Annotated in this window: 25 protein-coding genes; 5 read left to right on the forward strand and 20 right to left on the reverse strand. The window is 70.0% G+C overall.

Annotation, left to right across the window (positions count from 1 at the left end; all coding sequences use genetic code 11):
* Window positions 1–3: 3 nt before the first annotated feature.
* The 3 genes from G567_RS27580 to G567_RS0108625 are packed head-to-tail and all read right to left on the reverse strand — an operon-like array spanning window position 4 to window position 2,723.
* Complete coding sequence (locus G567_RS27580) at window positions 4–1,386, reverse strand: NAD(P)/FAD-dependent oxidoreductase (protein ID WP_084795972.1); 1,383 nt, start codon at window positions 1,384–1,386, stop codon at window positions 4–6.
* Window positions 1,383–2,423 (reverse strand): MBL fold metallo-hydrolase, encoded by a 1,041-nt coding sequence (locus tag G567_RS0108620; protein WP_161631681.1) that lies wholly within the window; start codon window positions 2,421–2,423, stop codon window positions 1,383–1,385. The genes G567_RS27580 and G567_RS0108620 overlap by 4 nt, the downstream gene beginning before the upstream one ends.
* Window positions 2,424–2,453: 30 nt before the next feature.
* On the reverse strand, window positions 2,454–2,723 hold the full coding sequence (locus tag G567_RS0108625; protein ID WP_028929676.1) for a hypothetical protein: 270 nt from the start codon (window positions 2,721–2,723) through the stop codon (window positions 2,454–2,456).
* A 185-nt stretch (window positions 2,724–2,908) separates the two neighbouring features.
* On the opposite strand from G567_RS0108625, the gene G567_RS0108630 reads away from it, so the two are divergent.
* Both G567_RS0108630 and cydB read left to right on the forward strand, forming a co-directional pair.
* Window positions 2,909–4,309 (forward strand): cytochrome ubiquinol oxidase subunit I, encoded by a 1,401-nt coding sequence (locus tag G567_RS0108630; RefSeq protein ID WP_028929677.1) that lies wholly within the window; start codon window positions 2,909–2,911, stop codon window positions 4,307–4,309.
* Window positions 4,310–4,342: 33 nt separating this feature from the next.
* On the forward strand, window positions 4,343–5,371 hold the full coding sequence (cydB, locus tag G567_RS0108635) for a cytochrome d ubiquinol oxidase subunit II (protein WP_028929678.1): 1,029 nt from the start codon (window positions 4,343–4,345) through the stop codon (window positions 5,369–5,371).
* Window positions 5,372–5,386: 15 nt separating this feature from the next.
* On the opposite strand, the gene G567_RS0108640 is transcribed toward cydB, so the two are convergent.
* Entirely contained in the window at window positions 5,387–6,424 is a 1,038-nt protein-coding gene (locus G567_RS0108640; protein WP_028929679.1) for an MBL fold metallo-hydrolase, read from the reverse strand.
* Window positions 6,421–6,630: a dodecin family protein gene (locus G567_RS34785; RefSeq protein WP_161631682.1), complete on the reverse strand. Its 210-nt coding sequence runs from the start codon at window positions 6,628–6,630 to the stop codon at window positions 6,421–6,423. Before G567_RS34785 ends, G567_RS0108640 begins: the two co-directional genes overlap by 4 nt.
* Before the next feature lie 144 nt (window positions 6,631–6,774).
* Here G567_RS34785 and G567_RS34055 point away from each other — a divergent pair, with 144 nt between their 5' ends.
* Window positions 6,775–7,386 carry a GNAT family N-acetyltransferase gene (locus tag G567_RS34055; RefSeq protein ID WP_028929681.1) on the forward strand — a complete coding sequence of 204 codons (612 nt, stop codon included), beginning with the start codon at window positions 6,775–6,777 and terminating at the stop codon, window positions 7,384–7,386.
* Between the two features lie 38 nt (window positions 7,387–7,424).
* Here the strand turns inward: G567_RS34055 and G567_RS31915 are convergent, their stop codons facing one another.
* The 6 genes from G567_RS31915 to G567_RS0108680 form a co-directional block, all read right to left on the reverse strand.
* On the reverse strand, window positions 7,425–7,787 hold the full coding sequence (locus G567_RS31915) for a hypothetical protein (RefSeq protein ID WP_147201104.1): 363 nt from the start codon (window positions 7,785–7,787) through the stop codon (window positions 7,425–7,427).
* Window positions 7,788–7,826: 39 nt separating this feature from the next.
* On the reverse strand, window positions 7,827–9,533 hold the full coding sequence (gene sucB / locus G567_RS0108660) for a 2-oxoglutarate dehydrogenase, E2 component, dihydrolipoamide succinyltransferase (protein WP_028929682.1): 1,707 nt from the start codon (window positions 9,531–9,533) through the stop codon (window positions 7,827–7,829).
* Between the two features lie 18 nt (window positions 9,534–9,551).
* On the reverse strand, window positions 9,552–10,961 hold the full coding sequence (gene lpdA, locus G567_RS0108665; protein ID WP_028929683.1) for a dihydrolipoyl dehydrogenase: 1,410 nt from the start codon (window positions 10,959–10,961) through the stop codon (window positions 9,552–9,554).
* On the reverse strand, window positions 10,958–11,944 hold the full coding sequence (locus G567_RS0108670) for an alpha-ketoacid dehydrogenase subunit beta (RefSeq protein ID WP_037056341.1): 987 nt from the start codon (window positions 11,942–11,944) through the stop codon (window positions 10,958–10,960). Before G567_RS0108670 ends, lpdA begins: the two co-directional genes overlap by 4 nt.
* 82 nt (window positions 11,945–12,026) lie before the next feature.
* Window positions 12,027–13,043, reverse strand: coding sequence for a thiamine pyrophosphate-dependent dehydrogenase E1 component subunit alpha (locus tag G567_RS0108675; RefSeq protein WP_051232587.1), 1,017 nt, complete (start codon window positions 13,041–13,043; stop codon window positions 12,027–12,029).
* A 12-nt stretch (window positions 13,044–13,055) separates the two neighbouring features.
* Complete coding sequence (locus G567_RS0108680; RefSeq protein WP_028929686.1) at window positions 13,056–13,889, reverse strand: alpha/beta fold hydrolase; 834 nt, start codon at window positions 13,887–13,889, stop codon at window positions 13,056–13,058.
* A gap of 215 nt (window positions 13,890–14,104) precedes the next feature.
* Here G567_RS0108680 and G567_RS27590 point away from each other — a divergent pair, with 215 nt between their 5' ends.
* The gene (locus G567_RS27590) at window positions 14,105–14,929 is read left to right on the forward strand and encodes an IclR family transcriptional regulator (protein WP_051232589.1); all 825 of its coding nucleotides are present in this window, start codon (window positions 14,105–14,107) and stop codon (window positions 14,927–14,929) included.
* 62 nt (window positions 14,930–14,991) lie between these two features.
* Window positions 14,992–15,780, forward strand: a complete 789-nt coding sequence (locus G567_RS27595) for an IclR family transcriptional regulator (protein WP_084795992.1) — start codon at window positions 14,992–14,994, stop codon at window positions 15,778–15,780.
* Here the strand turns inward: G567_RS27595 and G567_RS32970 are convergent.
* The 9 genes from G567_RS32970 to G567_RS0108735 form a co-directional block, all read right to left on the reverse strand.
* Window positions 15,743–18,661, reverse strand: coding sequence for a PEP/pyruvate-binding domain-containing protein (locus tag G567_RS32970; RefSeq protein WP_084795975.1), 2,919 nt, complete (start codon window positions 18,659–18,661; stop codon window positions 15,743–15,745). The two genes, G567_RS27595 and G567_RS32970, sit on opposite strands and share 38 nt — an antisense overlap.
* A gap of 30 nt (window positions 18,662–18,691) precedes the next feature.
* A complete protein-coding gene (locus G567_RS0108700) occupies window positions 18,692–19,936 on the reverse strand; it encodes an MBL fold metallo-hydrolase (protein WP_028929688.1) in 1,245 nt (414 codons plus the stop codon).
* A 112-nt stretch (window positions 19,937–20,048) separates the two neighbouring features.
* Window positions 20,049–20,357: a hypothetical protein gene (locus tag G567_RS27600; protein ID WP_037056342.1), complete on the reverse strand. Its 309-nt coding sequence runs from the start codon at window positions 20,355–20,357 to the stop codon at window positions 20,049–20,051.
* Window positions 20,354–20,800 (reverse strand): hypothetical protein, encoded by a 447-nt coding sequence (locus tag G567_RS31920; RefSeq protein WP_051232593.1) that lies wholly within the window; start codon window positions 20,798–20,800, stop codon window positions 20,354–20,356. The genes G567_RS27600 and G567_RS31920 overlap by 4 nt, the downstream gene beginning before the upstream one ends.
* Window positions 20,801–20,805: 5 nt before the next feature.
* On the reverse strand, window positions 20,806–21,861 hold the full coding sequence (locus G567_RS0108715; protein ID WP_028929689.1) for an NADH:ubiquinone reductase (Na(+)-transporting) subunit F: 1,056 nt from the start codon (window positions 21,859–21,861) through the stop codon (window positions 20,806–20,808).
* 13 nt (window positions 21,862–21,874) lie between these two features.
* The gene (locus tag G567_RS0108720; RefSeq protein ID WP_028929690.1) at window positions 21,875–22,195 is read right to left on the reverse strand and encodes a phenol hydroxylase subunit P4; all 321 of its coding nucleotides are present in this window, start codon (window positions 22,193–22,195) and stop codon (window positions 21,875–21,877) included.
* Between the two features lie 37 nt (window positions 22,196–22,232).
* Window positions 22,233–23,750 (reverse strand): YHS domain-containing protein, encoded by a 1,518-nt coding sequence (locus G567_RS0108725; protein WP_028929691.1) that lies wholly within the window; start codon window positions 23,748–23,750, stop codon window positions 22,233–22,235.
* A 42-nt stretch (window positions 23,751–23,792) separates the two neighbouring features.
* Window positions 23,793–24,083, reverse strand: coding sequence for an MmoB/DmpM family protein (locus G567_RS0108730; protein ID WP_028929692.1), 291 nt, complete (start codon window positions 24,081–24,083; stop codon window positions 23,793–23,795).
* On the reverse strand, window positions 24,080–25,117 hold the full coding sequence (locus G567_RS0108735) for a ferritin family protein (RefSeq protein WP_028929693.1): 1,038 nt from the start codon (window positions 25,115–25,117) through the stop codon (window positions 24,080–24,082). The genes G567_RS0108730 and G567_RS0108735 overlap by 4 nt, the downstream gene beginning before the upstream one ends.
* Between the last annotated feature and the right edge of the window lie 32 nt (window positions 25,118–25,149).

Raw genomic sequence — 25,149 nt, forward strand, 5'->3', positions numbered from 1 at the left:
TCCTCATCCTTTCTGCCGCCTCGCGGCGCCCGCCGCTCCTCCCGCTGGTCGGAGGCTCGGTGCGGCCCGCTGCCCAGCGCGCTGCGCATGCAGGCACTGGTCGGTGGCCTCTTCGAAGGTGATGATCCGGTGACCACGGTTGTTGGAGAACACCAGCGCGCGGGCCCAGGTGTAGAGCGTGCCGAGCCGGTTGCCCCATCCGATCAGGTAGAGCACGTGGATGAACGCCCAGGCGAGATAGCCGACCCAGCCGGTGACCCGCACGCCGAAGGCGTCGGCGACGGCGGCCCGGTAGCCGATCGTGGCCATGCTGCCCCGGTCGACGTACCGGAACGGCTCGACCCGTTCGTCGCCCGCCAGGCGCGCCGTGATCACCCTGCCGACGTACTTGCCCTCCTGGATCGCCGGCTGCGCGACCCCGGGCAGCTCGTGCAGCGACACCATGTCGCCGACCGCGAAGACCTCGGGATGGCCCGGCAGGGTGCAGTCGGGGTTCACCGCGACCCGTCCGGCCCGGTCGGTCTCGGTATCCACCTGCTCGGCCAGCATCCGCGCCAGCGGCGAGGCCCGCACTCCCGCGGCCCAGATCCGGGTGCGGGCCCGGATCGTCTCCTCCCCGGCCGGACCCCGCACGGTCACCGACTCGTCGTCCATCGCGACGGCCATGGTGTCGAGACGGATCTGCACGCCCATCTGCTCCAGCCGGCGGTGCGTCCAGCGCCGCAGCCGCGGATGGAAGGGCGGCAGCACCGCCGTCGCGCCCTCCAGCAGCAGGATCCGCGCCTCGGTCGTGTCGACCGAGCGGTAGTCGCGCGGCAGCACGTCATGGGCGAGCTCGGCGACCTGCCCGACCAGCTCCACACCCGTCGGCCCGGCGCCGATCACCACGAACGTCAGCCACTCGGCGCGCTCCCGCGGGTCGGTGGCAAGCTCGGCCATCTCGAACGCCGAGAGGATGTGATCGCGCACGAGCCGGGCGTCTTCCACCGTCTTCATACCGGGCGCGAACGCCGCCCACTCGTCGTGGCCGAAGTAGGAATGGGTGGCCCCCGCGGCCACGACGAGGCTGTCGTAGCGCAGCTCCAGCGGCCTCCCGTCGGGCCCCTGCGCGCGGACCAGCCGGTTCGCGAGGTCGAGCTCGTGCACATCGGCCAGCAGGGCCCGGCTGTTGCGCTGTTCCTTGAGGACGCTGCGCAGCGCAGGGGCGATCAAGCCGGGCGGCAGGATCCCGGCCGCGACCTGGTAGAGCAGCGGCTGGAACAGGTGGTGGTTCGTGCGATCGACAACGGTCACCTCGGCGTCCGCCTCGGCCAGTGCCCGCACGGCGTTGAGCCCGCCGAACCCACCGCCGACCACCACGACCTGATGCCGTCGGTCCCCCGTCACGGGGCATCACCGTTCTTCCCGGTCGGCCGCCACCGGAAGACGCCGTCCGGCCGTCTGGTCCGCTCCAGCGCTCCCCGCACCTCGTGGTAGGCGAGGTAGGCGAGGATCTCGGCCATCGCGAAGTGCCGCTGCGGGCCGGTGAGCGTCGCGGAACCGAACAGCGAGGTGGTCAGCTCGGTGACGGTGTGGTCGCGGTCTTCGACCAGCTCCCGGACCTGCCGCAGCCGCCGCAGCTTCCCACGGGCGATCGCCTCGGCGCGCCGGGCCCCGTCCCGGAACGGCGGCCCGTGCCCGGGCAGCACGAGGTCCGGCTCCAGCGCGCGGACCCGCTCCAGCGATGCGAGGTAGGAGCCCATCGGGTCGCGCTCGAAGCCGCGTTCGAAGGTCACCGGCGGCGTGACGACCTGCAGCAGGTGGTCCCCGGAGCACAGCAGCCCGTCCTCCGCGCTCCACAGGCACACGTGGCCGGGCGAGTGACCGGGGGTGTGCACGACCTGCCAGGTCCGGCCGCCCGCGGTGAGGTACTCGCCGCCGTCGAGCAACCTCGTCGGCTGCGCGATCGAGGGCATCACCGGCATCCAGTCCCGCAGACCCTCGGAGGCCTCGGTCAGTTCCGGACCGTAGAGACCGTGATCGGCGAGCATCAGGGTGCGCCGGTCGACGGCCTCCTCCGGATCGGCGTACTTGGCCAGGTCGAGCTCGGTGCGCCGGTGCATCCACAGCTCACCACCGCTGCGCCGCACCACCTCACCGGCCAGCCCGAAGTGGTCGATATGGGCATGGGTGACGACGAGGCGCTCGAGCCGCCCCAGCGATCCGCCGACCGCGGCCAGCGCGGCGGCCAGTGCTCCGGTCCCGTCCGGCTCCGCATCCCCGCCGTGGCCTGCCCCCGCGGCGATTCCACAGTCGACGAGGGTGTCGCCGTCGTCGCCCCGGATCAGGTACGCGCTGAGCGTGGGCACGCCGTGGATCCCGAGTGGCAGGGCGAGCCGATACACATCGGGGGCCACCTCGGCTGCCGGTTCCGGTCTCGCCACCGCCGTCAGTCCCTGCTCGAGCGGGTGCGGTCAGCTCTTGAACTGCTGCCGCAGCGCGTTGAAGAACACCTCCGAGGTCTCCCGCACGAAGTTCGCGTGCGTGGTGGCCAGCGCGCTCGCCCATTCCATGCCGGTTCCCTTCGCCGCCTGCTCCTCGAGATCGAGCAGGTTCTGGAGCACCTTCTCGTAGCCCTCGAGCCACGCGAGGCCGTTCTGCTTGGCCTGGGTGATGACCTGGTCGCTCAGTTCGCGGACCCGCTGCGTCGCGGCTTCCACGTCGGTGGTGTCAGGTGTGCTCATCCGAGCGGCTCCTCTCGTCGACTCACCCGCTTCCCGCAGGTTCGCATGTGGCGACGGTTCGCCCCCCGTCCGGACGACCGCCTTCCGACCAGTGAGAGGCGGTGGCCCGGCCCGCGGCCCGCGGTGACAGTGAGCCGGATCCGCAGGCACGTGGGGAGGCCGTCACCTCGAGGGGACCCGCCGACATGAACGTCCTCGATCTCGCGCGATGGCAGTTCGGGATCGTCACGACCTACCACTTCCTGTTCGTGCCGCTGACGATCGGGCTGTCGTTGCTGATCGCGCTGACCCAGACGGTCTGGTACCGCACCGGCACCCCGAAGTACCTGCAGATGACGAAGTTCTGGGGAAAGCTGTTCCTCATCAACTTCGCCATGGGCGTGGTCACGGGCATCGTGCAGGAGTTCCAGTTCGGGATGAACTGGAGCGCCTACTCCCGCTTCGTCGGCGACGTCTTCGGCGCGCCGCTGGCCATCGAGGCGATCGTCGCGTTCTTCCTGGAGGCCACGTTCCTCGGCCTGTGGATCTTCGGATGGGACCGGCTGCCGAAGCTCATCCACCTCGGCTGCATCTGGGCCGTGGCGATCGGGACGAACCTGTCGGCGTTCTTCATCCTGGCGGCGAACTCGTGGATGCAGCACCCGGTCGGCTTCCGGTTCAACCCGGAGCGCGGCCGGGCCGAGCTCACCAGCCTCTGGGCGGTCCTGGACAACGTGACCAACCGGGTCGCCTTCCTGCACGTGCTGACCGGGGCCTTCATCAGCGCGGCCGCCTTCATCATCGGCATCGCCGCGTGGCACCTGCGGCGCAGGAGACACGTCGAGGTGATGCGCGAGTCGTTGAGGATGGGCTGTGTCGTCGCCCTGCTCTTCGGCGTACTGGTGACGGTCACCGGCGACATCCAGGCAAAGATCATGACCGACCAGCAGCCGATGAAGATGGCCGCGGCCGAGGCCATCTACGACACGCAGGGGTCCGCCTCCTTCTCGGTCTTCACGATCGGCTCGCTGGACGGACGGGAGGAGGTCTTCTCCGTCCGCATCCCGCATCTGCTGTCCGTCCTCGCCGAGGGCAACCTCAACGCCGAGGTCGAGGGCATCAACGACGTCCAGCGCGACGCGGAGGCGCGGTTCGGCCCTGGCGACTACCGCCCGATCATCCCGGTGACGTACTGGGGCTTCCGGTTGATGATCGGTTTCGGCATCGTCACGACGCTGCTGGCGCTGGTCGGGCTGTGGCTGATCCGGGGCGGCCGGCTGCCGGAGTCGCCGTGGTTCTACCGGATCGCGGTCTGGACGATCCCGTTCCCGCTGATCGCCAACTCCTTCGGCTGGCTGTTCACCGAGATGGGCCGCCAACCGTGGGTCGTCTACGGCCTGTTGTTCACCCGCGACGGCGTCTCGACCAGCATCGGAACCGGGTTGGCGGCGACGTCGGTGTTCGGACTCGCGCTGCTCTATCTGGTGCTCGCGGTCGTCGAGATCCGCCTGTTGATCCGCTACGCCAGAGCCGGGCCGGAGGAACCCGGCGACACCGGCGCGGACGCGGCCCGGCAGGACGAGCGCCCGCTGCCCTTCGCCTACTGACCCGATACCCGCCGACCGTGCCGAGGAGCCGACGTGACACTCGCCGAGTTCTGGTTCCTGTTGATCGGGTTCCTGTTCACCGGGTACTTCTTCCTGGAGGGCTTCGACTTCGGCGTCGGCATGCTGCTGCCGGTGCTCGCCCACGACGACATCGACCGCCGGACGATGATCAACACCATCGGACCGGTCTGGGATCTGAACGAGACCTGGTTGATCGTCGCGGGCGCCAGCCTGTTCGCGGCCTTTCCGGACTGGTACGCCACGCTGTTCAGCGGGTTCTACCTGCCGCTGCTGCTGGTCCTGCTCGCCCTGATCGTGCGCGGGGTGGCGTTCGAGTACCGGGGCAAGGTCGACGAGGACGCCTGGCGGCGCCGGTGGGACCTGTGCATCATCGTGGGCTCCTACGTGCCGGCCCTGCTGTGGGGCGTGGCGTTCGCCAACATCGTCCGCGGGGTGCCGATCGACGCGGAGGGCGACTTCACCGGCAGCCTGCTCACCCTGCTCAACCCGTACGGCCTGCTCGGCGGGGTGGCCGCGGTCGCGCTGTTCTGCGTCTACGGCGCGATCTTCGTCGCGCTCAAGACCCTGGGGCGGATCCGGCGGGACGCCCGCAGGCTCGCCGGGTGGATCGGGATAGCGGCTGTCGTGCTCACCGGGGCCTTCCTGCTGTGGACCCTGCTCGGGCACGGCGACCCGATCAGCTGGGCGCTCGGGGTGCTCACCGCCATGGCCCTGGTGGCCGGGCTGGTCGCCAACGCGCGCGAACGGGAGGGGTGGGCGTTCGCCTCGACCGGGGCGAGCGTCATCGGGCTCGTCGCGACGCTGTTCGTGGCGCTGTTCCCCGACGTCATGCCCTCCACCACCGACCCGGCGTTCAGCCTGACCGTCCAGAACGCGAGCTCCACCCCGTACACGCTGCGCATGATGTCCTGGATCGCCCTGATCGCGCTGCCGTTCGTGCTGGCCTACCAGGGGTGGACCTACTGGGTCTTCCGCAAGCGGATCGGCCGGCACAGCATTCCGACCCAGGTCCCGCACGGCGCGGACGCGCTCGGGCAGTGAGCACACCGCGGATGCTCAGCTCGCGGCGAGTCGCCCGTGGACATCCAGCGGGGCGTCGCTCGTGGAATACCACTCGTACACCCCGTCCGGGCGGGCGCGTCGCTCCACCAGACCCGACCACCTCAGGTAGGCGATATGGGCCAGCGTCTCGTTGAGCGCGAGCTGGCGCTGGTGGGCGAGGATCGCCTTGGCGACCAGCCGATCCGCCAGCTCGGTGACGCTGGACGGCCGCTCCTGGATCGCCCGCCTGATCTTCTCCAGCCGACGGATCTTGTTACGCAGGATGGCCTCGATCCGGCCCACCGCGTCGCCGAAGGGCCGGCCGTGCCCGGGGTAGACGTGCTCCGGACCGCGTTCGGCGACCCGGCGCAGCGAGTCGAGGTAGCTACGCAGCGGGTCGGCGTCGAACCCGCGCTCGAACGTCACCGGCGGGGTGATGGACGGCAGCAGGTGGTCGCCCGACAGCAGCACCCGGCGCGCCTGCGACCACAGGCAGACGTGCCCGAGCGAATGCCCCGGGGTGTGCACGACCTCCCATCGGTCCGCGCCGATGGCGAGCTGCTCGCCGCCGCGCAGCCGCCGCGACGCCTCCACCACGGTGTGCAGGTACGGCATCCAGCGGGTCAGGTGGTCGGCCAGGTCGGTGCGCTCGGTCTCGGACACGCCGTGGTCGGCGTAGGTGTCGCGGCGGCGGGCGCGCGCGGTGTCGGGGTGGCGGTACTTCTCGCAGTCCAGGTCGGTCATCGTGTGCATCTGCAGCTCGGCCCCGGTGAGCTCCATCAGCCGGCCGGCGAGACCGTAGTGGTCGATATGCGCGTGCGTCACCACGATCCGCGAGACGTCGCGCAGGGCGTACCCGGCGCGTTCCAGGCCCGCCTCGACGGCGTCGAGCCCGCCGTCCGGCAGATCCGGCCGCCACACCCCGCAGTCGACGATCGTGACGCGGTCGCCGTCGGTCAGGACGTGCATGTTCACGCTCTCGACGGCATTGACCCCGACGGGCAGCGCGACCCGGGTGAGGCCCGCAACCGGGTCGCTGGTCACGGTGGTCATTCGTGGATGCGTTCGAGCAGCGTGAACCAGATCCGCAGCTCCACCTGGTAGGCGGCGGCGGAGCCGTCCACGGCGCCGGTGATGCGCTGCACCTCGAACGACCTGATGCCCTCCAACGTCAGGCGGGCGCGATCGAGCGCATCGGTGACGGCGTCCTGGATCGAGTCGCCGGTACCGATCAGGTCGATCGCCTTCTGCACGGTCACACCGATCATCATCGGCCGGTGCGGGCGGGCGCGGCCCGCCTTCCCGCTCGGTGGAAGCGCGGCCGGCGGCGCACCGACAGCCCTACGCTCAGGTGCCCGGCCTCCCGGTCCTTGGAGCAGGGTTCGCGCAGGAAGGCGACCGCGATGGGCGCGCCCATTGATCAGATCCTGCTGTCCGGCGGGGAACGCCTCGACGTCCGGCCCATCCGGACAACCGATGCGCCCAGCCTCGTCGCCATGCACGCCCGGCTGTCCGCGGACAGCATCTACCGGCGCTACTTCGGGGCCCGGCCCCATCTCTCGCCGACCGACGTGCGTCACTTCACCACGATCGACGAAGAGTGGCGGTTCGCCCTGGTCGGGGTGCGCGAGTCCGGGGAGCTGGCCGCGGTGGCCCGGTACGAGGGCAGCCCGGGCAGCGCGGTGGCCGAGCTTGCGCTCGTGGTCGACGACGCGCTGCAGGGCCGTGGGGTCGGTCGGGCGATGCTGAGCCGGCTCATCGAGGTCGCGGCCGTGCGCGGACTGGCCGCGCTCGTCGCCGACGTGCTCACCAGGAACGCACCGATGCTGCGGCTGCTGCGGACGGCCGGTGTCCCGACGACGCCGGTCCGGGAACCCGACAGCGTCAGGATCACCCTGCATCTGGACGGCGTGCGGCTGCCCGGCCCGCGCCGGGCCGTCGCGTCGGCACAGGTGGACGAGGCGCGCGCCGCGGCTCGGCAGCGGGCGGGCGGGGCGGGGCTCGTGCGCGAGTAGCCGAGCGGGGAAGGCGGCGGGAGGACCGGACGCCGGGACTATCCGTCGGCTCCGGAGCCCTGTCCGGAATGCGGCGGTCGCCAGAAGCTCGTCACCGCCTTCTCCAGGTCGGCCCAGGTGTGCGCCCACTCCAGGAGCGGGCGAAGGTTCGTCTCGAGCGACCCGAGCTGCTGGTCGAACGCCTCGAGCTGGGTGCGCAGGGCCTGCACCTGGGCGCGCCGCGCCGCGATGTCGTCCATGACGATCTGGAGCTGGCGGGCCGACAGGGCCGCCGGGAGCCCCGGCAGCGCGGGCGGTCCGACGCGCAGCGCGTCCGTCCACCCCCTCGTCAACCGGTCCGCGGTCTCCCGGAGCCGGCGCGCCAGCTCGTCCGGGGTGCCGCCCGGCTCGTCCTCGCTCATCTCCACGCGGCCATCCTGTTCGCCATCGTGTCGGATCGGCTATCCGAGTTCGGCCTCCCAGTCGCGCTCCTGCAGTGCGTCGCGGATGACGGCGAGGAACCGCGACGCGGTCACCCCGTCGAACGCCCGGTGGTCATAGCAGAACCCGAGGATCGTCATGTGGTGGATGGCGAGGGCGTCACCGACCACAGTGGGTCGCCGGGCCACCATGTTGGTGGACAGGATCGCCGAATTGGGTTGGTTGATGATCGGTGCCGATGCGTAGTCGCCGATCGGCCCCGGGTTGGTGATCGTGAACGTCGAGCCTGCGAGATCGTCGGCGGTGAACTTGCCGCTGGTCGCCTTGGTCGCCGCGGCCCTGATGGCGCGGGCAAGGCCGCGCAGGTTCAGCGCGTCCGCGTCGCGGATGACGGGCGCGATCAGGCCCTGCTCGTTGAGGTCGACGGCGATGCCCAGGTTGACGTATCGGTGCAGCGTCCGCGTCTTGGCCTCGATGTCGATCGCGGAGTTGACGTACGGGAAGGCGCGCAGCGCGTCGCAGACCGCGCGGGCGATGAAGCCGAGATAGGTCAGCGACATGTCCTCCTCCTTGCGGAAGCGGGCCTTGTGCTTGTTGCGGACCTGCTCGACGCGTTCGAGATCGACCTCGACCGAGGTCCAGACGTGCGGGGCGACCCGCACCGACCGGGTCATCCGCTCGGCGATCGCGAGCCGCATCCGCGGCAGTTGCTCCACGGCCACCCGCTCGTCGGCCGGAGCGGCCTGGGCCGCCGCGGGCGCGGGTGCCGCCGGAGCGGCTGGCGCGGCCGGAGCCGCCGGCGTGGCCGGCGCGGCACGGCCCGTCCCGGCCGCGATCGCCCGCTCTACGTCCTCGCGCCGGATCCGCCCGCCCTCGCCGGTCCCCTCGATCGCCGAGACCTCCAGGCCGGCCTCGGCGATGAGCCTGCGCACCAGCGGGGACAGCATCCGCCCGTCGCGATCCACGGCACCCGGGACCGGTGCGGCCGCACCGGCCGGGGCGCCGCCGCTCGGCGGCCCGCCCGCGGGCACGGTCGGTGCCCCGGTCGCTGCGGCCGCCGACCCGCCCGCCGGGACCCCGGTGGCGGCGTGCTCCCCGATCCGGGCCAGCGCCGTGCCGACCGGGACGGTCTGCCCCTCAGGCACGAGGATCTCCAGCAGGATTCCGTCGTACGGGCTCGGAATCTCGGAGTCGACCTTGTCGGTGGAGACCTCGAACAGCGGGTCGTCGAACTCGACGTGGTCACCGACCTCCTTGCGCCAGCTCCCGACCGTTCCCTCGGTGACGGTCTCGCCGAGCTTCGGCATCGTGATGTCGTGGACCTCGCCGACCTCGGCGGTGGGCGCCGCCACACCGGGCTCGTCGCCCGCCATGCCCTCGGAGCCGCCCATCTGCGGGGCCGCAGGATCCCCCAGCGCCGGCCCGCCCGCGGCGGCGACCCGGTGGGAGGCGGCCGGGATCCGGCCCTCCACGACCGCCCCGACGGGGTTGATCCGCACCAGCGGGGTGCCGACCGGCACCGTCTCGCCCGCCGCGACGAGAATTTCGCCGATCACCCCGTCCGCTGGGCTGGGGATCTCCGAGTCGACCTTGTCGGTGGAGACCTCGAACAGCGGGTCGTCGAACTTGACCTCGTCACCGACCTGCCGCAACCAGGATCCGATCGTGCCCTCGGTCACCGTCTCGCCCAGCTTGGGCATCGTCACGACGACGTCTTCGTCGCTCATTCGGGCTCTCCCGTGGTCTCAGCCGTGCAACGAACGGCCAGAGAAGGTGATCATGGTTTCGCCGATGGCCTCGGAGAGGCTGGGATGGGCATGGATGAGCTGACCGACGTCGCTCGGCAGCGCCTCCCAGTTCACCGCGTAGTAGCCCTCGTGCATCAGCTCGCTGGCCCAGGCGCCGACCATGTGGAAGCCGAGGATCGGTCCGTCGCGCTGCGCGACCACCTTCACCAGGCCCTCGGTCTCGCCGAGGATCATGGCCCGCCCGTTGCCCACCATGGCGTGAGAGTGCACGTCGACGTCGTGGCCCGCGGTGCGGGCCTCGGCCTCGGTCATCCCCGACCAGGCGACCTCGGGGTGGGTGTAGACGACCCACGGCACCTTGCCGTAGTCGACCGGCACCGGGCCCTCACCCAGGAAATGCCGCACCGCGACGATCGCCTCCGCGTAGGCGACGTGGGCCAGGCCCGGGGTGGCCACACAGTCGCCCACCGCGTAGACCCCGGGCCGAGAGGTCAGCATGGTCGCGGGGTCGATCTCGACGAACCCGCGCTCGTCGATCCGGACGCCGGCCTGCTCGGCGCCGATGTCCTCGGTCGCCGGGCGGCGGCCGATCGACACCAGCACCTGGTCGACCTCGATCTTCTCCGAGACCGTCGGCGTCTCGAAGGGCACGAGCACGCCGCTTCCGGTAGGTTCGAGCGCGCCGACGCGCGCCTCGGCATGCACCGCCGTGCCGCGTTTCGCGAGCGAGCGGGCCAGCACGTCGGCCACATCGCGGTCGGGCCCGATCGGGAGCACCCCGTGCGGCAGGGCCTCGAGCAGGGTCGTCGTCACGCCGAGGTCGGTGTAGACGGACGCGAACTCCGAGCCGACCACCCCGCCACCGATCACGGCGATCCGTTCGGGGAGCCGGTCGGAGTCGTCGTTGGTGGCGTGGTCGGAGGTGACGACCCGCTGGCCGTCGATCTCCATGCCGGGGATGGTCCGCGGCACCGACCCGGCGCAGATGATCGTGGCCCGGCCGCGCAGGGTGTCGCCCCCGACCGCCACCGCACCGTCCGCGGTGAGCCTGCCCCGACCGTCGACCACGGTCACCTTGCGCCGCTTGAGCAGCCCGGACAGCCCGCGGTGCAACTGGCCGACGACGCCGGCGCGCCGCCGGTTGGCCGCGGGCCAGTCCGGCGCGGGGGTGAACCCCTCGGGCAGCCGCACGCCATGCTCGCCGGCATGGCCGACGGTGCGGAACACCTCGGCGGCGTGCAGCAGCGACTTCGCCGGGATGCAGCCGCGGTGCAGACAGGTGCCGCCGACCTTGTCCTTCTCCACCATCGCCACCGACAGCCCCGCCGACGCGGCGTAGAGGGCGCCCGCATAGCCCCCGGGGCCGCCGCCGAGGATGACGAGGTCGTAGTCGGAAGCAGGGCTCATGCTCGGACCACCTTCCGCAACGTCTCGGCAACCTGCGCCCGCTGCGGAACGACGGCGTCCTCCAGCGCCGGGCTGGTCGGCGTCGGCGTGTTCTTGGCCGCGATCCGCACCACCGGCTGGTCGAGGTGCCAGAACGCCTCTTCCTGGATGGTCGCGGCGATCTCGGCGCCGTAGCCCAGCCGCTTCGCGGCCTCGTGCAGCACGACCGCGCGGGAGGTCTTCCGCACCGAGTTCACGATCGTCTCGACATCCAGTGGGACGAGCGTGCGCACGTCGACGACCTCGACCGAGATCCCGTCCCTGTCGAGCTCGTCGGCCACCTCCAGACCCTGCGAGACACCGGCCGAGTAGGTGATCAGCGAGACATCGCGCCCCTCCCGGACCACGTTCGCCACCCCCAACGGGATCGGCTCCAGCGAGATCGGCCCCGCGACCCGCAGCCGCCGGTAGAGGTACTTGTTCTCCAGGTAGAGCGTCGGGTTGTTGTCGCGGATCGAGCTGACGAGCAGCCCGGCCGCGTCCTCGGGGGTGCCCGGCATGACGATCTTGAGGCCGGGCACGTGCGCGAAGTAGCTCTCCACGCTCTGGGAGTGCGTGGGGCCGGCCCGCAGCCGAGCGCCGAACGGCGCCCGCAGCGTCACCGGCATCGCGTCACCGGTTCGCCAGTGATGCCGCGCCAGCACGTTGATGATCGGATCGAAGGCGCACGAGATGAAGTCCGCGAACTGGTACTCCACCACCGGCCGCAGCCCGACCAGCGCCGCGCCCGCGGCCAGCCCGGTGAACCCGGTCTCGGCGATCGGGGTGTCGACCACGCGGCGCGCCCCGAACTTCTCCAGGAACCCCTTGGTCACCTTGAAGGCGCCGCCGAACTGGCCGACGTCCTCCCCGATGATGAACACGTCGGGGTCGCGCTCCATCTCGGCGTCGAGGGCCAGCGCGACGGCCTCCAGGTAGGTCACCTGCCCATCGTCAGTAGCCATATTCGCTCCGCGAGCTCCGCTCAGTGTTGATATTCGCTCCGCGAGCTCCGCTCAGTGTTGATATTCGCTCCGCGAGCTCCGCTCAGTCGGCATACACGCCCTCCTCGATATTGCTCGGGTCCGGCATCGGGTCCGCGAGCGCCTTGCGGCGCGCCGCGATGGCGTGCTGCCGTGCCTCCTCCCTGACCTGCTTCGCCGTGTCGGCGTCGATCACACCGGCCTCGAGCAGCACGTTCTCGAACCGCTCGACAGGGTCCTTCTCGGACCACTCGTCGTACATCGCGCGCGGCACGTAGTCGGCAGGGTCGTGCTCGGCGTGTCCGTGCATCCGCATGGTCACGGCCTCGATGAGCGACGGCCCGTCGCCCGCCCTGGCCCGCGCCACCGCCTGCGCGACCGTGTCGTACACCGCGAGGACGTCGATCCCGTCGACCTTCACCCCAGGGATGCCGTAGGCGACCGCCTTGATCGCGAACGTCTCCGAGCTGGACTGCAGCGAGAGCGGGGTCGAGTAGGCCCACTGGTTGTTCTCGATCACGAAGACGTTCGGGAGCTTCTGCACGCTCGCGATCGTCAGCGACTCGTGGAAGTCGGCGCGAGAGGTCGAGCCGTCCCCGCAGAAGGCGAGCGCCACCCGGTCCTCGCCCCGGTACTTCGCGGCGAAGGCCATTCCCGTGGCCACCGGGAAGTTGGCCGGGATATGACTGGGCGGGTTGTAGCTGCCCAGATCGAGCCGCCCGTAGTGCAGGGTGCCGTCGCGGCCGCCGGTCGGCGAGGTGGCCTTGCCCATGAAGCTCGCCATGATCTGCCACGCCTCCATGCCGCGCCACAGATGGGCCCCGGCATTGCGGTGCAGCGGCGCCATGTAGTCGTCGGCCCGCAGCGTCGCCGCGGCGCCGACCGAGATCGCCTCGTGCCAGTGCCCCGTGTAGAGCGAGCCGAGCAGATCCCCGCCCCGGTACATGGCGACCATCCGGTCCTCCACGGCCCGGGTCAGCACCATCATCCGGTACATCCGGCGCAGCAGTTCCGGGTCGCGCTTGGACACCGGAATGGCTCCGGCCTCCTCGGTCTTGCGCTTGTTCGTGCGGGTGGCCATGACCGACGCCCTCTAGTCGCCGAGGAAGAAGTCGCGCACGAGGCGGTTGAAATCGTCCGTCCGCTCGATCATCGACCAATGCCCGCAGTGCGAGAACACGGCGAGGTCGGCGTTGTCGAGCAGCTCCTCGAGCCGGTAGGAGTTCGACAGCGGGATCACCTGGTCCTCCCGCCCGTGCACGATCAGTGTCCGGTGCGGGAGCCTGCGCAGTTCGTCCTCCGCGATCGCCATCGCCTCCACCCACCGCTGCCGAGGCGCGGGGAACATCGCCGAGAAGGCCTCCTGGAAGCCGGGCTGGACGCTTGCCTCGTAACGGATCTTGGCCAGCTCGTCGCTGGTCAGCGCCTTGTCATAGGCGAAGAAGCCCATCACCCTGCGCATGTCCTCGACCGTGCCTTCATACCCCCAGACCGCGTCGAGACCCTCGGTGATCGGGAAGTCCACCCCCATGCTGCCCATCAGCACGAGCTTGTCCACCCGGTCGGGATGCTGGGTGGCGATGCGCAGCGCGATCGCACCGCCGAAGCTGTTGCCGACCAGGTGCGCCCTGTCGATCCCGAGGGTGTCCATCAGCCCCACGGTCTGGTCGGCCCAGGTGTCCAAGCTGTAGTCGACGCCCTTCGGCCGGTCGGAATACCCGAAGCCGACCATGTCGGGCGCGACCACATAGAAGTGCTGCCCGAGCGCCGGGAGCACGAGGCGCCAGTTCGCATACGACGTCACGCCCGGGCCCGAGCCGTGGACGAGCACCACGTGCTGCTCGCCCGTGCCGGCCTCCAGATAGTTCGTCCGGATCCCGTTCGCCTCCGCGCTCCGGCCGATCTCCGGCTTCTCGGTCGTGGTCATCGAGAAACTCCATCCCTGTCTGCCGTGCCCGCAGCTCGGTTCCCGCAGTTCAGTCCCCGCAGTTCGGATCAGCGGGCCACGAAGTCGGCCGCCCGCTGTCGCTGCCCCCGGCGAGTCAAGCATCGGCGTCGGGCGACGGGCGGGCGCGGAGGGCGGTTTCCTGCTCAGTGGGAGCGACCGGTCAGCGGACCCCCCGACGAGGGCACGATGAGCCGATGGCGGGCGGCAGCACGCAGTGGCGTGGGCGATCGGTGATCAGCAAGGTCGTCTCGCTGCTCGATGCCTTCAGCCCGGGCACACCCGAGCTCTCCCTGGGTGAGCTCGCCCGGATCACGGGCCTGCCCCTCTCGACGACCTACCGGCTGGCCTCCGAGCTCGTCGCGTGGGGGGGTCTCGAACGGGCCGGCGGCGCGGGCTATCGCATCGGGATGCGGCTGTGGGAGGTGGGCACGCTGGCCCCGCGCGGCCAGACCCTGCGCACCGTCGCCCTGCCGTACATGCAGGACCTCTACGAGGCCACCCACGAGAACGTTCATCTCGCGGTGCGCGACGGCCACGAGGCGCTCTACATCGACACCATCACCGGGCACGAGTCGGTACCGGTTCGGTCGCGGCCGGGCGGCCGGCTGCCGCTGCACGCCACCGGCGTGGGAAAGGTACTGCTGGCCTACGCGCCGCCGGAGCTGCTGACCGAGCTCATCGAGGCCGGGCTGCACCGCTACACCCCATACACCGTCGTCGCACCCGGGCACCTGCGCCGAACGCTCGCCGAGGTGCGCCGCACCGGCATCGCCTACGCCCGGGAGGAGATGACCCTCGGCTCGCTGTCGGTGGCCGCACCGATCACCGGGCCCGACCGCACCGTGGTCGCCGCACTGTCCGTGGTGCTGCGCTCGAGGCGCCGTGCCGACCTGCGCCGACTCGGTCTCGCGGTGCGAACGGCGACGATCTCGGTGTCCCGCGCGCTGGAGGAGCAGTCCCGACTCGCGGTACCTGCCGAGCATCCGGTGAGAGCTTGCGCACCTGTTCCCGCTGAGTGAGAGCCCTGACCCTCCGCCGCCGCCCGGGTTCGGTGACCCTCGTGGCGGACGAGGAGGTCTGGATGGCAGGTGGTTCGGCGGACAGCGGGCGGTCGGTGACGAGCCGGGTGGCCGCGATCCTCATGGCGTTTCACAGCGGCGACACGCATTCGCTGACCGAGTTGGCCCGGCTCGCCCAGCTGCCGGTGTCGACGACCCACCGGCTCACCTATGAGCTCGTCTCCCGGCGTGTCCTCGAGCGCACCGGCGACGGCTACCGGGCCGGTCTCGCGCTGCGCATGATGGGCACGGTGAACGGGCCGCGGCGGTCGACCCCGCTGCTGGGGCGGGCCGCCGGGATGATGGCCGACCTGGCCGCGACGACGGACAGCCGGGTACGCCTCGGCGTCCTCGACGGGGTTCGCGTCGCGGTTGCGGAGACCCGCCCCGGAGCTGGTCTCGTCCATGGATTCGATGCACCAGCGGTGCCGACGCACGCGACGGCCCTCGGGCGCGTCCTGCTGGCGTTCAGCCCGGTCGCCGTCGTGGACGAGATCCTCGGCGCCGGCCTGACCCGGTTCACGGAGCACACCCTCACCGACCCCGACCGGCTCCGCCGCGCCCTTGCCATCACCCGGCTGACCCGGCTCGCCGTGTCACGCGGGGAGTACAAGATCGGCGAGGGTGCGGTCGCGGTGCCGGTGTTCGGTACCGGCGGCTCGGCTCGCGCCGCCATGGAAGTCGCGATACCCGATCTGCGGTCGGGCCTCGAAAGGGTGCGCGGCGCGCTCATGGTCGCCGCGGCCAGCCTGTCGCGCCAGCTGGCCACGGCGATCACGGCGGAGCCGGAGCGGGACGTGCGGTCCGGCTGACCGCCGGGTCGAGCAGGGTCACCGTGCCCGCGCCGCCGTCCACCCTGATCAGTTGTCCGGTCCGGATCCGGGTGGTGGCCGTTGCCGCTCCGGTGACCGCAGGCAGGCCGTACTCGCGGCAGACGATCGCGGCATGCGACATGATCCCGCCGATATCGGTCACGGCCGCCCTGATCCTGGCGAAGATGGGGGCCCAGCTCGGGGCGGTGATCGGCGCGACCAGGATCTCGCCCTCCCGCACCTGGTCGATCTGCGCGGGACTCGACAGGACCCGCGCCGGGCCCTCCGCCACGCCGGGCGAGGCCGCCAACCCGGTCAGGTCGCCCGGCTGCTCACCGTCGTCATCGGAGGGGAGCCACTGGGCGATGCGCTCGTCGGTGATCCCCCACAGCATGATCGTGAACGGTTCGGTGATCCGCTCCGGAGGCACGCCGAGCGCGGGTGGCGGCCGCTGCTGCCCGAGCGCGTGGAGGATGCGCCTGCGGCGCTCGATCTCCGCGGGCCAGCGGCCCGGGCCGCGAGCGGGCGCGCCCACCGCCCAGGAGCTGTAGAGGTCCCACAGCACGTCCGGGATCTCGTTGCGCCTGAAGTAGAAGACGTCGTTCTCCTCGGCGAGGAATCCCGAGTCGACGAGCAACCGGCCGAGCTCCCGCATCTTGCGCCAGACCGCGGAGTTCGCCCAGTGCTCGACGTAGAAGTTGTGGTTCTCCACGTAGGGGAACACGACGCGGGCCAGGCCGAGTTTCTCCTCGAACGCGGTCCGGTCGGCGTCGGTCGGGAGCAGCCCGGCGTACTCCGAGGTGATCCGCTCGCGGTCCGCGCGCAGCCGCCGCAGCGGGCGCGCCAGGTCCACGCCCTGGCGCAGCTTGGCCGCGTAGTCGCGCACGAAGCCGAACGGGATCTCCCGATGCTCGATCCAGATGTGGTCGCAGTGGTAGAAACCCGAACCTGAGGAGAAGTTGAACCATGGCTCGCTGACCTCGCTCCACCGGTCCAGCCAGCGCCGGCCCTCAGGGGTGCCCCGCAGCCGTTCGTCGACGCGGTCCGGGTCGGGATCGGCAAAGGCGGCGTCGATGTCCAGCTCGACCGCCAGTCGCGCCAGCTTCTTGAGCTCCTCGTCCGGCCGGAACAGGTCGACCTCGATCCCGGCGACCATCCGCGCGACCGCCTGGTCCGGGATATCTGGGAATGCCTGCTTGCAGAAGCCGAAGAAGTCCAGATACGCCGCATAGCCGAGGTTGAGGAACTCGAAGTGGTGCATCCACAGTGTCAGGCACAGGTCGAGAAGTGCCCGATAGTTCTGCACGATGGCCAGCCCGGAGCCGGTTCCGTGGCCCTCGGTGATGACCGTCATCTCTTCCTTCTCCGGCAGCGGGTCGAAACGGGTCCGCTCGATCTGTCCGATCAGTTCCCGGACCTTGGCCAACCATTTGGTGTACAGCTCGTCCCAGTTCGAGAAGTAGAATCCAGCCCGTTCGAGAAACTGTGTCGAACGAGCCTGGACCTCGGCCGGATCGGTGACCGAGATGGGCGAGAGATAGGCGTATCCGTGCAATATCCGATAGTCCACGCCGCGCGCCGCTGGAATCATATAGTGTCGGGTGTTGTACTGCGAAAGGGTGGCGAGCGCGTATTCGAAGAATGTCGCGTCCCAGGGCGGTAGCGGCCGCGGCCAGTGGACGGCATCCTGAAACCAGAACACCTGTTCCTCATAGGATCTGCGCTCCGGCGAGAACAGTGACGATTCGGTGTAGAGGTCCTCCCAGCCCTCGGCTCCCGACGGCGTCGCCACCTCGAACGGGCTGCGCAGGCGGGCGGAGGACCGGCGCACCGGTCGTGGCCGCAGGGCGGCGACGACCCCGGCATGACCGGACGGCGCTGCCCCCGCGACCGGTCCGGCCGGGCGCCTGCTCCACCCCGTCTCGGGCCTGCTCTGCAGCAACAACACCCGGTCCCCGCCCGCCGGATCCGCCTCGATCGCCCATTCGACATCCTGCGGGCAGCCGTAGTGCCGCTCCGCCTGCCGGGCCAGCCGAGCCACCCGCATGAGTTGCTCGTCGCGCAGGCACGGCACGCCGCGCCGGTCCTCGGGCACCACAGACCGACGGATCCCGCGCCCCTCAGCGGTCAACCGGTACTCGATGGCCTTGTCCGCAACGGACCGCCGGGTGATCTCACCCATGACCTTGTCGACCAGGTAGCTGTCCGGGGTGACCTCGCCGGAGACGACCGCCTCACCGAAACCCCACGAGGCATCGACGGCGATCTGCGACCGGTCCCCGTTGCGCGGGTTGAGGGTGAACGCCACCCCGGCGACCTCGGCGAGCACCATGCGCTGCACGGCCACCGCCATGGTCACCGGATCGTCGGAGGCGGTGATCCGCTGCCGGTACGCGATCGCCCGCTCGGTGAACAGGCCGGCCCAGCAGCGCCGCACCGCCGCCAGTACGTCGGCCTCGCCGCGCACCCACAGGTAGCTGTCGTACTCGCCGGCGAAGCTGGCACCGGGCGCGTCCTCGCCCGCGGCCGAGGAACGCACGGCGACCGGCACGTCGTCCATCCCGCACCGCCGACACAGCTGCGCGTATGCGGCGGCGACGGCGGCTCGCACGTCGCCGGTCAGCGGGGTGGCCTCGACGAGCCCCCGCATCGCGGCGCTGGTCCGGGCCACCGCGGCGGCGTTCGATTCGCACTCGGCAAGTAGCCCGTTCAGCTGGTCCCGCAGCGACCGCGAGGCGGCCCGATGGGCATCGGTCGTGACGGCGAACCCGGGCGGGACCGGCAGCCCGCTCGAGGTCATCTCACCCAGCCCGGCGCATTTACCCCCCATCCCCGGCGCGAGCTCGCGGTCGAAGTCCTCGAACCACACCACGTAGGTCACGGCGGCCCCTCCGGCCCGGCATCATTGCGGTCAGCGCGGCCGGGGCGTCGCGCCGACCGGGAGCTGCATCAGATCGTTGCCGACGACCAGTTTCCCGGAGAAGGTCTTTCCGGCGGCGAGCCAGTGATCGGCCGGCGCGTTGCCCGGAACGAGATGCGAAAGGACCAGGGTTTTCACCCCGGCCCGCTGCGCGACGCGGCCGACGTCCTCCGGAAGCGTGTGGGCCGTGACGAGATGGTTCTTCAGCGCCTCCTCCGCCGGGCTGACCGGTGGCGGGAACAGCACATCCACCCAGGCCGGGTCGATGACCTCGTGCACGAGAATGTCGGAGCCCGTGGCGAGCGCGACCAGGTTGTCGTTGGGCGCCGTGTCGCCCGAGAACGTGACGGCCCCGTCCGCGGTGTCGAATCGGAAACCGAAGGTGGGGACGATCGGAAAATGGTTCACCAAAGTTGCGCCCACCTTGACCTTGTCGTCCTGGTAGATCGGGATAGGCGCCATTCCCGCCGGAGACGGATTGTCGTTGGGGTGGTAGCCGATACCTTTCGGGATCGCGATGTCATGAACATCGAAGAGGCTGCGCAGATCTGGTTTGAAATTGTCCCGCATACGATCATTGAGGTCCAGTGCGAAGGCCTGGTAGAGGTAGTTCGTCATATCGACCGTTCCCGGCACCGGATTCTCCGGATTGATCACCGGGATATCGGGGGCAGGCTGCCCCGGCGGCTGGAAGATCGGCTCCATGACCATGTTCCCGGCGTCGTCGACGCGCCGGCCCGGCCCGAAGACCTGGATCTTGTCCTTGGTCTTCCTCGACGTCAGCCCGTTGTACCAGCCCAGCATGAAGTAGTTGAAGTAATCGCCCACGTGGTCGGAGTGCAGGTGGGTCAGGAACATCGCCCGGATGGTCTCCTCGCCCCACAGGCCGCCCGGCGTCTGGAGATCCCGGGGGACGAGCGCGGCCTCCTTGAACCGCTTCCCCGAGCCATCACCGAAGTCCACCACGTAGACGTCGTCCTCGACCGTCACCGCCGAACCGATACCCGCGCGCGTCGTATCGGGCCACCAGGGCGGTCCGCCGGCCGTGCCCAGCAGCACCAGCCTGCTGCGGAACCTGCTGGCCTCCTGGGCGGGAGGCGGGCTCGGGGGCCCACCCGCCAACGCTATGCCGTTGTGCAGCAGCGACCCGGCCGCGACGGCCCCTGCGACTGCGCCGGTACCGGCGAGAAACCTCCGGCGGGACAGTGCCACGGCATGCGCGACGACATCGCACATCGCGTGCTCCCTTCGTTGTGCAGATGTCCGACGGCGCCGAGGGCAGCGACAGGGACAGCGGCAGCGGCCGACGACGGACGGCGCGGCGCACCTGCCGGCCGCGGTCCTCCGGTCAGCGGTAAAGCGGCATCGCGTCCACCGGCCAGCCGAGGTTGTGCAGCGGGTAGACCCGCACCCGGGGTTCGGGCAGACCGGCCTCGCGGAGCACCCGGCGGAAGTCCTCGGACTGCTCGAACGCCCGCAACGTCTCCTCCGAGCTCCACACGTCCACCACCATGAAGCCGTACTCGCGGGGCACAGCGAGGTGGACGACGGGCCGCGCCGAGGACACCGCAACGACCTTGCGGATCGCGGCGTCGTACTGGGCGGCCAGCTGCTCGCTCTCGCCGTGGAAGTCGAACACCGCCATCACCGAGCTCATGGCCGTCCCTCCTGGTGCGCGCGGGTATCGGCGAGGAGCTCGACGACGAGGTCCTCGAGCACCGCCGGGTCCTCCGGTTCCACCGGTCGCGCATCCGCGACGTAGGGCCGCTGCAGCTCCACCCAGGCCTGGCGGCCGGCCTGGCCAAGCCGGATCCGGGCGGACCGGTCACCGCGGCGCAGGACGAAGCCCAGCTCCCCGGTCCCGTACTCGTCCAGCAGATCCACCGGCGCCGCCCGGCCGCGCAGCATCGCGTTGGCCTCGGCGATGACCTGTTCGGACCGGGCGCGCAGGTAGAACCACTCGTCGGTGGCCCGCGCCACCGGGTGCAGGCAGCTCGGCCGCAGGCGCAGCGGCGTCGAGCGGTCCTCGCCGTCGAGCACGTCACGGGTCCGGAGCATGAACGGGGTGAAGACGACGTCGCGCTGGCCAGCCTCTCTCATCGTCCTCACGCCTTCAGCAGCGGGCTGCGGACGCCGCCGGTGGCCTTGTCCGAGGCATCGAAGAAGTCCTCCCGGTAGATGTCGCGGGGGAACAGCCGCTTGCGCATCAATGTCTTCAGCGCCGCCTCCACCATCGGCGGCGGCCCGCAAAGGTACGCCATGTGCTTGCGACAGGTGGGGAAGTCGGCGTCCACCACATCGGTGACCAGGCCGTGCGGGCCGTCCCACTCCTCGTCGCTCAGGCAGGGCCGATAGGTGAACTGCTCGGGATGATCGGCCTCCAGCCCCCGGAAGAAGTCGACATCGTAGAGGTCGGCCTGCATCCGGGCGCCCTGGTAGAGGTACAGCCGATGCGCCAGGCCGCCCTCCAGCACATGGCGCACGATCGACTTGAGCGGCGCCAGCCCGGTGCCGCCGCCGATGAGGATCGCCGGCGCGGTCCGCGCCTCACGCAGGAAGAACCGCCCATACGGCCCGGACAGGCGCAACGTCTCGCCGGCCCCGAGGTCCTTGAAGATCCACCCGTCGGTAGCCAGCCCGCCCGGGGTGCGCCGGATCTGCAGCTCGATGCGGCCGGGCTCGCTCGGCGGGTTGGCCATCGAGTACGTACGGGTGGCGTCGGTGCCGGGCACCTCGATCGTGACGTACTGGCCGGGGTTGAACGCCATCTCGCGGTCGAGGTCGATCACGAGCCTGCGAGTCTGTCTGGCGACGTCCTCGATCGACACCAGGCGCCCGGCGAAGTCCTGCACGGGGTGGTGGACGACACCCTCCTCGACCTCGACGTCCGCCTCGATGATGACGTCGGAGGTCGGGGTGGCCACACAGGTCAGTGTCTTGCCCTCGTTGCGTTCGAACTCCATGAGCGCGAAGTCCGACGCGTCGTTGTGCTCGACGTCGCCGTCGAGCACCTCGACCTTGCAGGTGCCGCAGGTGCCGTGGGTGCAGGCGTGCGGCAGCCACACGCCCGCGCGCAGGCACGCGTCGAGAATCGGCTGGTCGGCGCGGCATTCGACCTCGCGCTCGAGGGGTTCGACGGTGACGGTGAACGTCTCGGTCATTCCTCGGCCGCCCTCAGGTCCGGAAGCTGAACAGGCCCTTGTGCCCGACGCCGGTATCGGCCAGGGACACATCGGAGTCCGCACCGAAGGGCTCGCCGTTGACCTGCCACTCGCGTGCGCTCGACGGGTCGTAGTCGGGATCCGACGCGGCCCACGGGTCGACCATCTGCGACTTGAAGTCCGCGAAGGACATCGCCTTCGGCGCCCGGAAACACGCCGCCGAACAGAACATCATGTTGTTCGCCCACATGACATGCACCAGCATGTCGTCGCCGAACAACTCCGGGCGGTCCTTCGAAGGGTAGTTGTAGTCGTAGAGCGCCTTGACGGTCATGATTCCGCCTCCGCGGGAAGAAGGACGTCGGCGGTCATCACGCGCCTCCCACCACGGCGCCGGTGTGCCACTTGTCCCAGTTGGCCTTGTCCGGAGACGTCAGGTACTCGCCGTTGTCGACGCCGTCCTGGATGCCGTACCAGTTCAGCACCTCGGGGATCGTCGTCCCCCCGCAGTTGCCCTGGTAGATCTGGTGCACCGGCAGCCAGGCCTGGACGTACTTCTCTGGCTCCCGATCGAAGATCCACTTGCAGCCGTCGGAACAGAAGTTGAACCGCTCACCGCGGAACTGGCTGGTGCGGATGCTGAGCGTCGAAGGGTCGCCGGGTTCGCTGAAGCCCATCGGGATCTGGCAGGTCTGGCAGAGCATCGGCAGGCCGCGGAAGAAGAAGCGGTTGCCCTCCTCCTCGAGCCGCCGGGCGCGCTCCCACAGCGGCCGGTAGAACCGGTCGAACGTCTCCGGGTACGCCCCCGACATCCAGTCGAGCTCCTCGTCCGTCGGCACCGTCGTGTTGAACGACGCGGCGAAGCTGAACTGGTAGAGAATCCAGTACACTTGGTGGCTCATGTACTCCTTCTCGGTGATCGCCTGCTCCACGTGCCGAGGCGGCCGGATCCCGTAGTACTCCAGATCGGGGAAGAGACCCTCGAGCATCTGCTGCTCCAGATAGAGCTCGAATGCCTCCTTCCAGCTCATGATCTTGCGTGGGAGCATGTAGTCCATCATCGCGGCGACGAGCCCGAGCAACCGGTATCCGCGCCAGAACCATTTGTCGACCCAGTCCTGGATGATCGGGACGTTGTCCTCGTCCTGTTCGAGCATGAACTTCAGCACCTCGAGCCCCAGCGTCATGTGCCGGCTCTCGTCGCTTTGCGCGGAGAATCCGAACGTCATGGTGGCGAGGTCGCCGTTGAAACTCGCCCCGCTCATGAACGGGACGAACAACAGGTTCGTCAGGAAATACTCGAAGCTGAACGAGATCGCGGTCAGGAACTCGAACGGGCCGGCCGAGAGCCCGTCGTCGAAGAACGACTTGGGCACGCTCAGGTACCACACCCGGTCGTGCATCCGCGACCAGTTGTGCAGCCCGCCGTAGTACTTGTTGTACTGGCTGATCGTGTGGATCTCGGTCTGCGTGTGCCGCAGCTCGTCGATGCTCTGGCAGAGCGCGGCGAACCGGGCGCCCGGCCCGTCCAGGTGCCGGGCCAGGTAGCCGAAGTGCCGGTGCGCCTGGTACTCCAGCGGCGTCACACCCTGGAGGAACAGCTTCAGGGAGTTGACGTAGCGCGCATCGGTGAGTGAGAGGTGCCCCTGGCCCTGGGCGAACCCGTCGATGACGGCGTAGAGCTTCTTGTCCTTCTCCGCCTGGTACTTGCAGTACGAGTCGATGGTCAGCCGGAACGGATCGTCCCACGCATCCCAGTCGTGAATCTTGATGCCCTCGTAGCGGGTGTAGGGGTAGACCTTCTTCGGGTCCACATACGTGGGCTCCCAGTCCAGATCGCGGGTGAGCAGCCGGTAACGCTCCCGCATCGACAGCTTCGCCTTTGCCACGTCTTCTCCTTGAGTACCGACGATTCGGGCCGCGTTCGCAGCTCAGTGCTCCCACTTGATGACGATCTGGTCGTCATCCCATTCCGAGATGTTCCCGGAATAGGACACGATGTTCATCTGGAACTCGTGGGTCTCCCATTCCCGGCCCATCCGCTGCTCGACGGTTTCGCGGCGGATCACCAACTGCCCCGGGATCTGCATCTTCACCAGACCCGGCATCCGGATGAGGTTGACGTCGGGGTTGTCCTCCTCGATCGCCTCCACCAGGGCCCGGCTGTCCTCAGAGTCCTGCAGGTCCACTCCCACCTGGCGGACGTTCGGCTTGCTCGTCATGCGGTGACTCCCTCGGGTGCGTTCACCGGGATCCCGGCTCTGGTCAGCGACGCGGCCAGCTCGGCGACGCCGCGCTCGGCGGCCCCGGCGACGCTGACCGAGCCCGCCGAGTCCGCCAGGCCGCGCGCGAACTCGCGCACCGCCCCGCAGGCCCGCGGGTACCAGCGGTCGACGACCTCCCCGAGCACCTTGGTGTTCGCGTCGCTGTGCTGCGGATCCTTCGTCCAGGCCTTGATCAGCGCGTTGAGCCACTTGCGGTGGCCCGCGTACCAGTCGTTGAAGTGACGGGCGAGCAGGCTGTAGGCCGCCGCGTTCCGGAACAGCGACCGCTCGTCGAGGTGCTCGTAGAGCAGCGGGTAGAGCTGCTCGTCGAGCAGGTCGAGCCCGATCAGCCCGGCCGCCCAGTCGGGCTCGACCAGCAGCTCCTCCACCATCCGGCGCAGGCCCTGCAGATGCGGGGCGTAGAGCCAGTTCTTCTTGGCGTCGGTCAGCGTGTCGGCCGCACCGCTGGCAAGTGCCAGGCCGATGAGGCTGAGCAGCTGCGCGTTGCCGATCCGGTCGAAGCTCGCGAAGCAGGCGGCCTGCGTGACGGTGGTGCCGTAGCCGAAGCGGCTGGCGTTGGTACTGATCAGCTGCGCGCCCTGCTCGTAGTGGCGCAGCGGCAGCACGAAGCCCGTGAGCACCGTGTGCCAGTTCTCCGGAAGCTTGTCCAGCAGCCTGCGGTCCTCGATGTACTTGAGCGTCTGCGCGAACGACTCATGGCGGTCGGCGGCGTTCGCGACGTACGGGGTGTAGTAGTACTGGCGGGGATCGGTGTAGCCGTACGGGTCGGTCAGCTTGAGCGCCGAGTAGTTCGGGTCGTACAGCTCGTGGTCCGCGTCCCAGGTCGGCCGGTACTGGAAGTTCTCCATCGGCTGGACGTTGAACGACGCCTCCTGGTACCGCGTCGCGGGCCGGTCACCGAACCGCTCCGTCAGGTAGCTGAAGCCGTTCCGCACCGGCTCCACGACGTTCGTGCGCAACTCATACCCCATGCCCCACTCCTCTCGGCCGTGCACATCACCCG

The organism is Pseudonocardia asaccharolytica DSM 44247 = NBRC 16224, from assembly GCF_000423625.1.
GTDB lineage: Bacteria > Actinomycetota > Actinomycetes > Mycobacteriales > Pseudonocardiaceae > Pseudonocardia > Pseudonocardia asaccharolytica.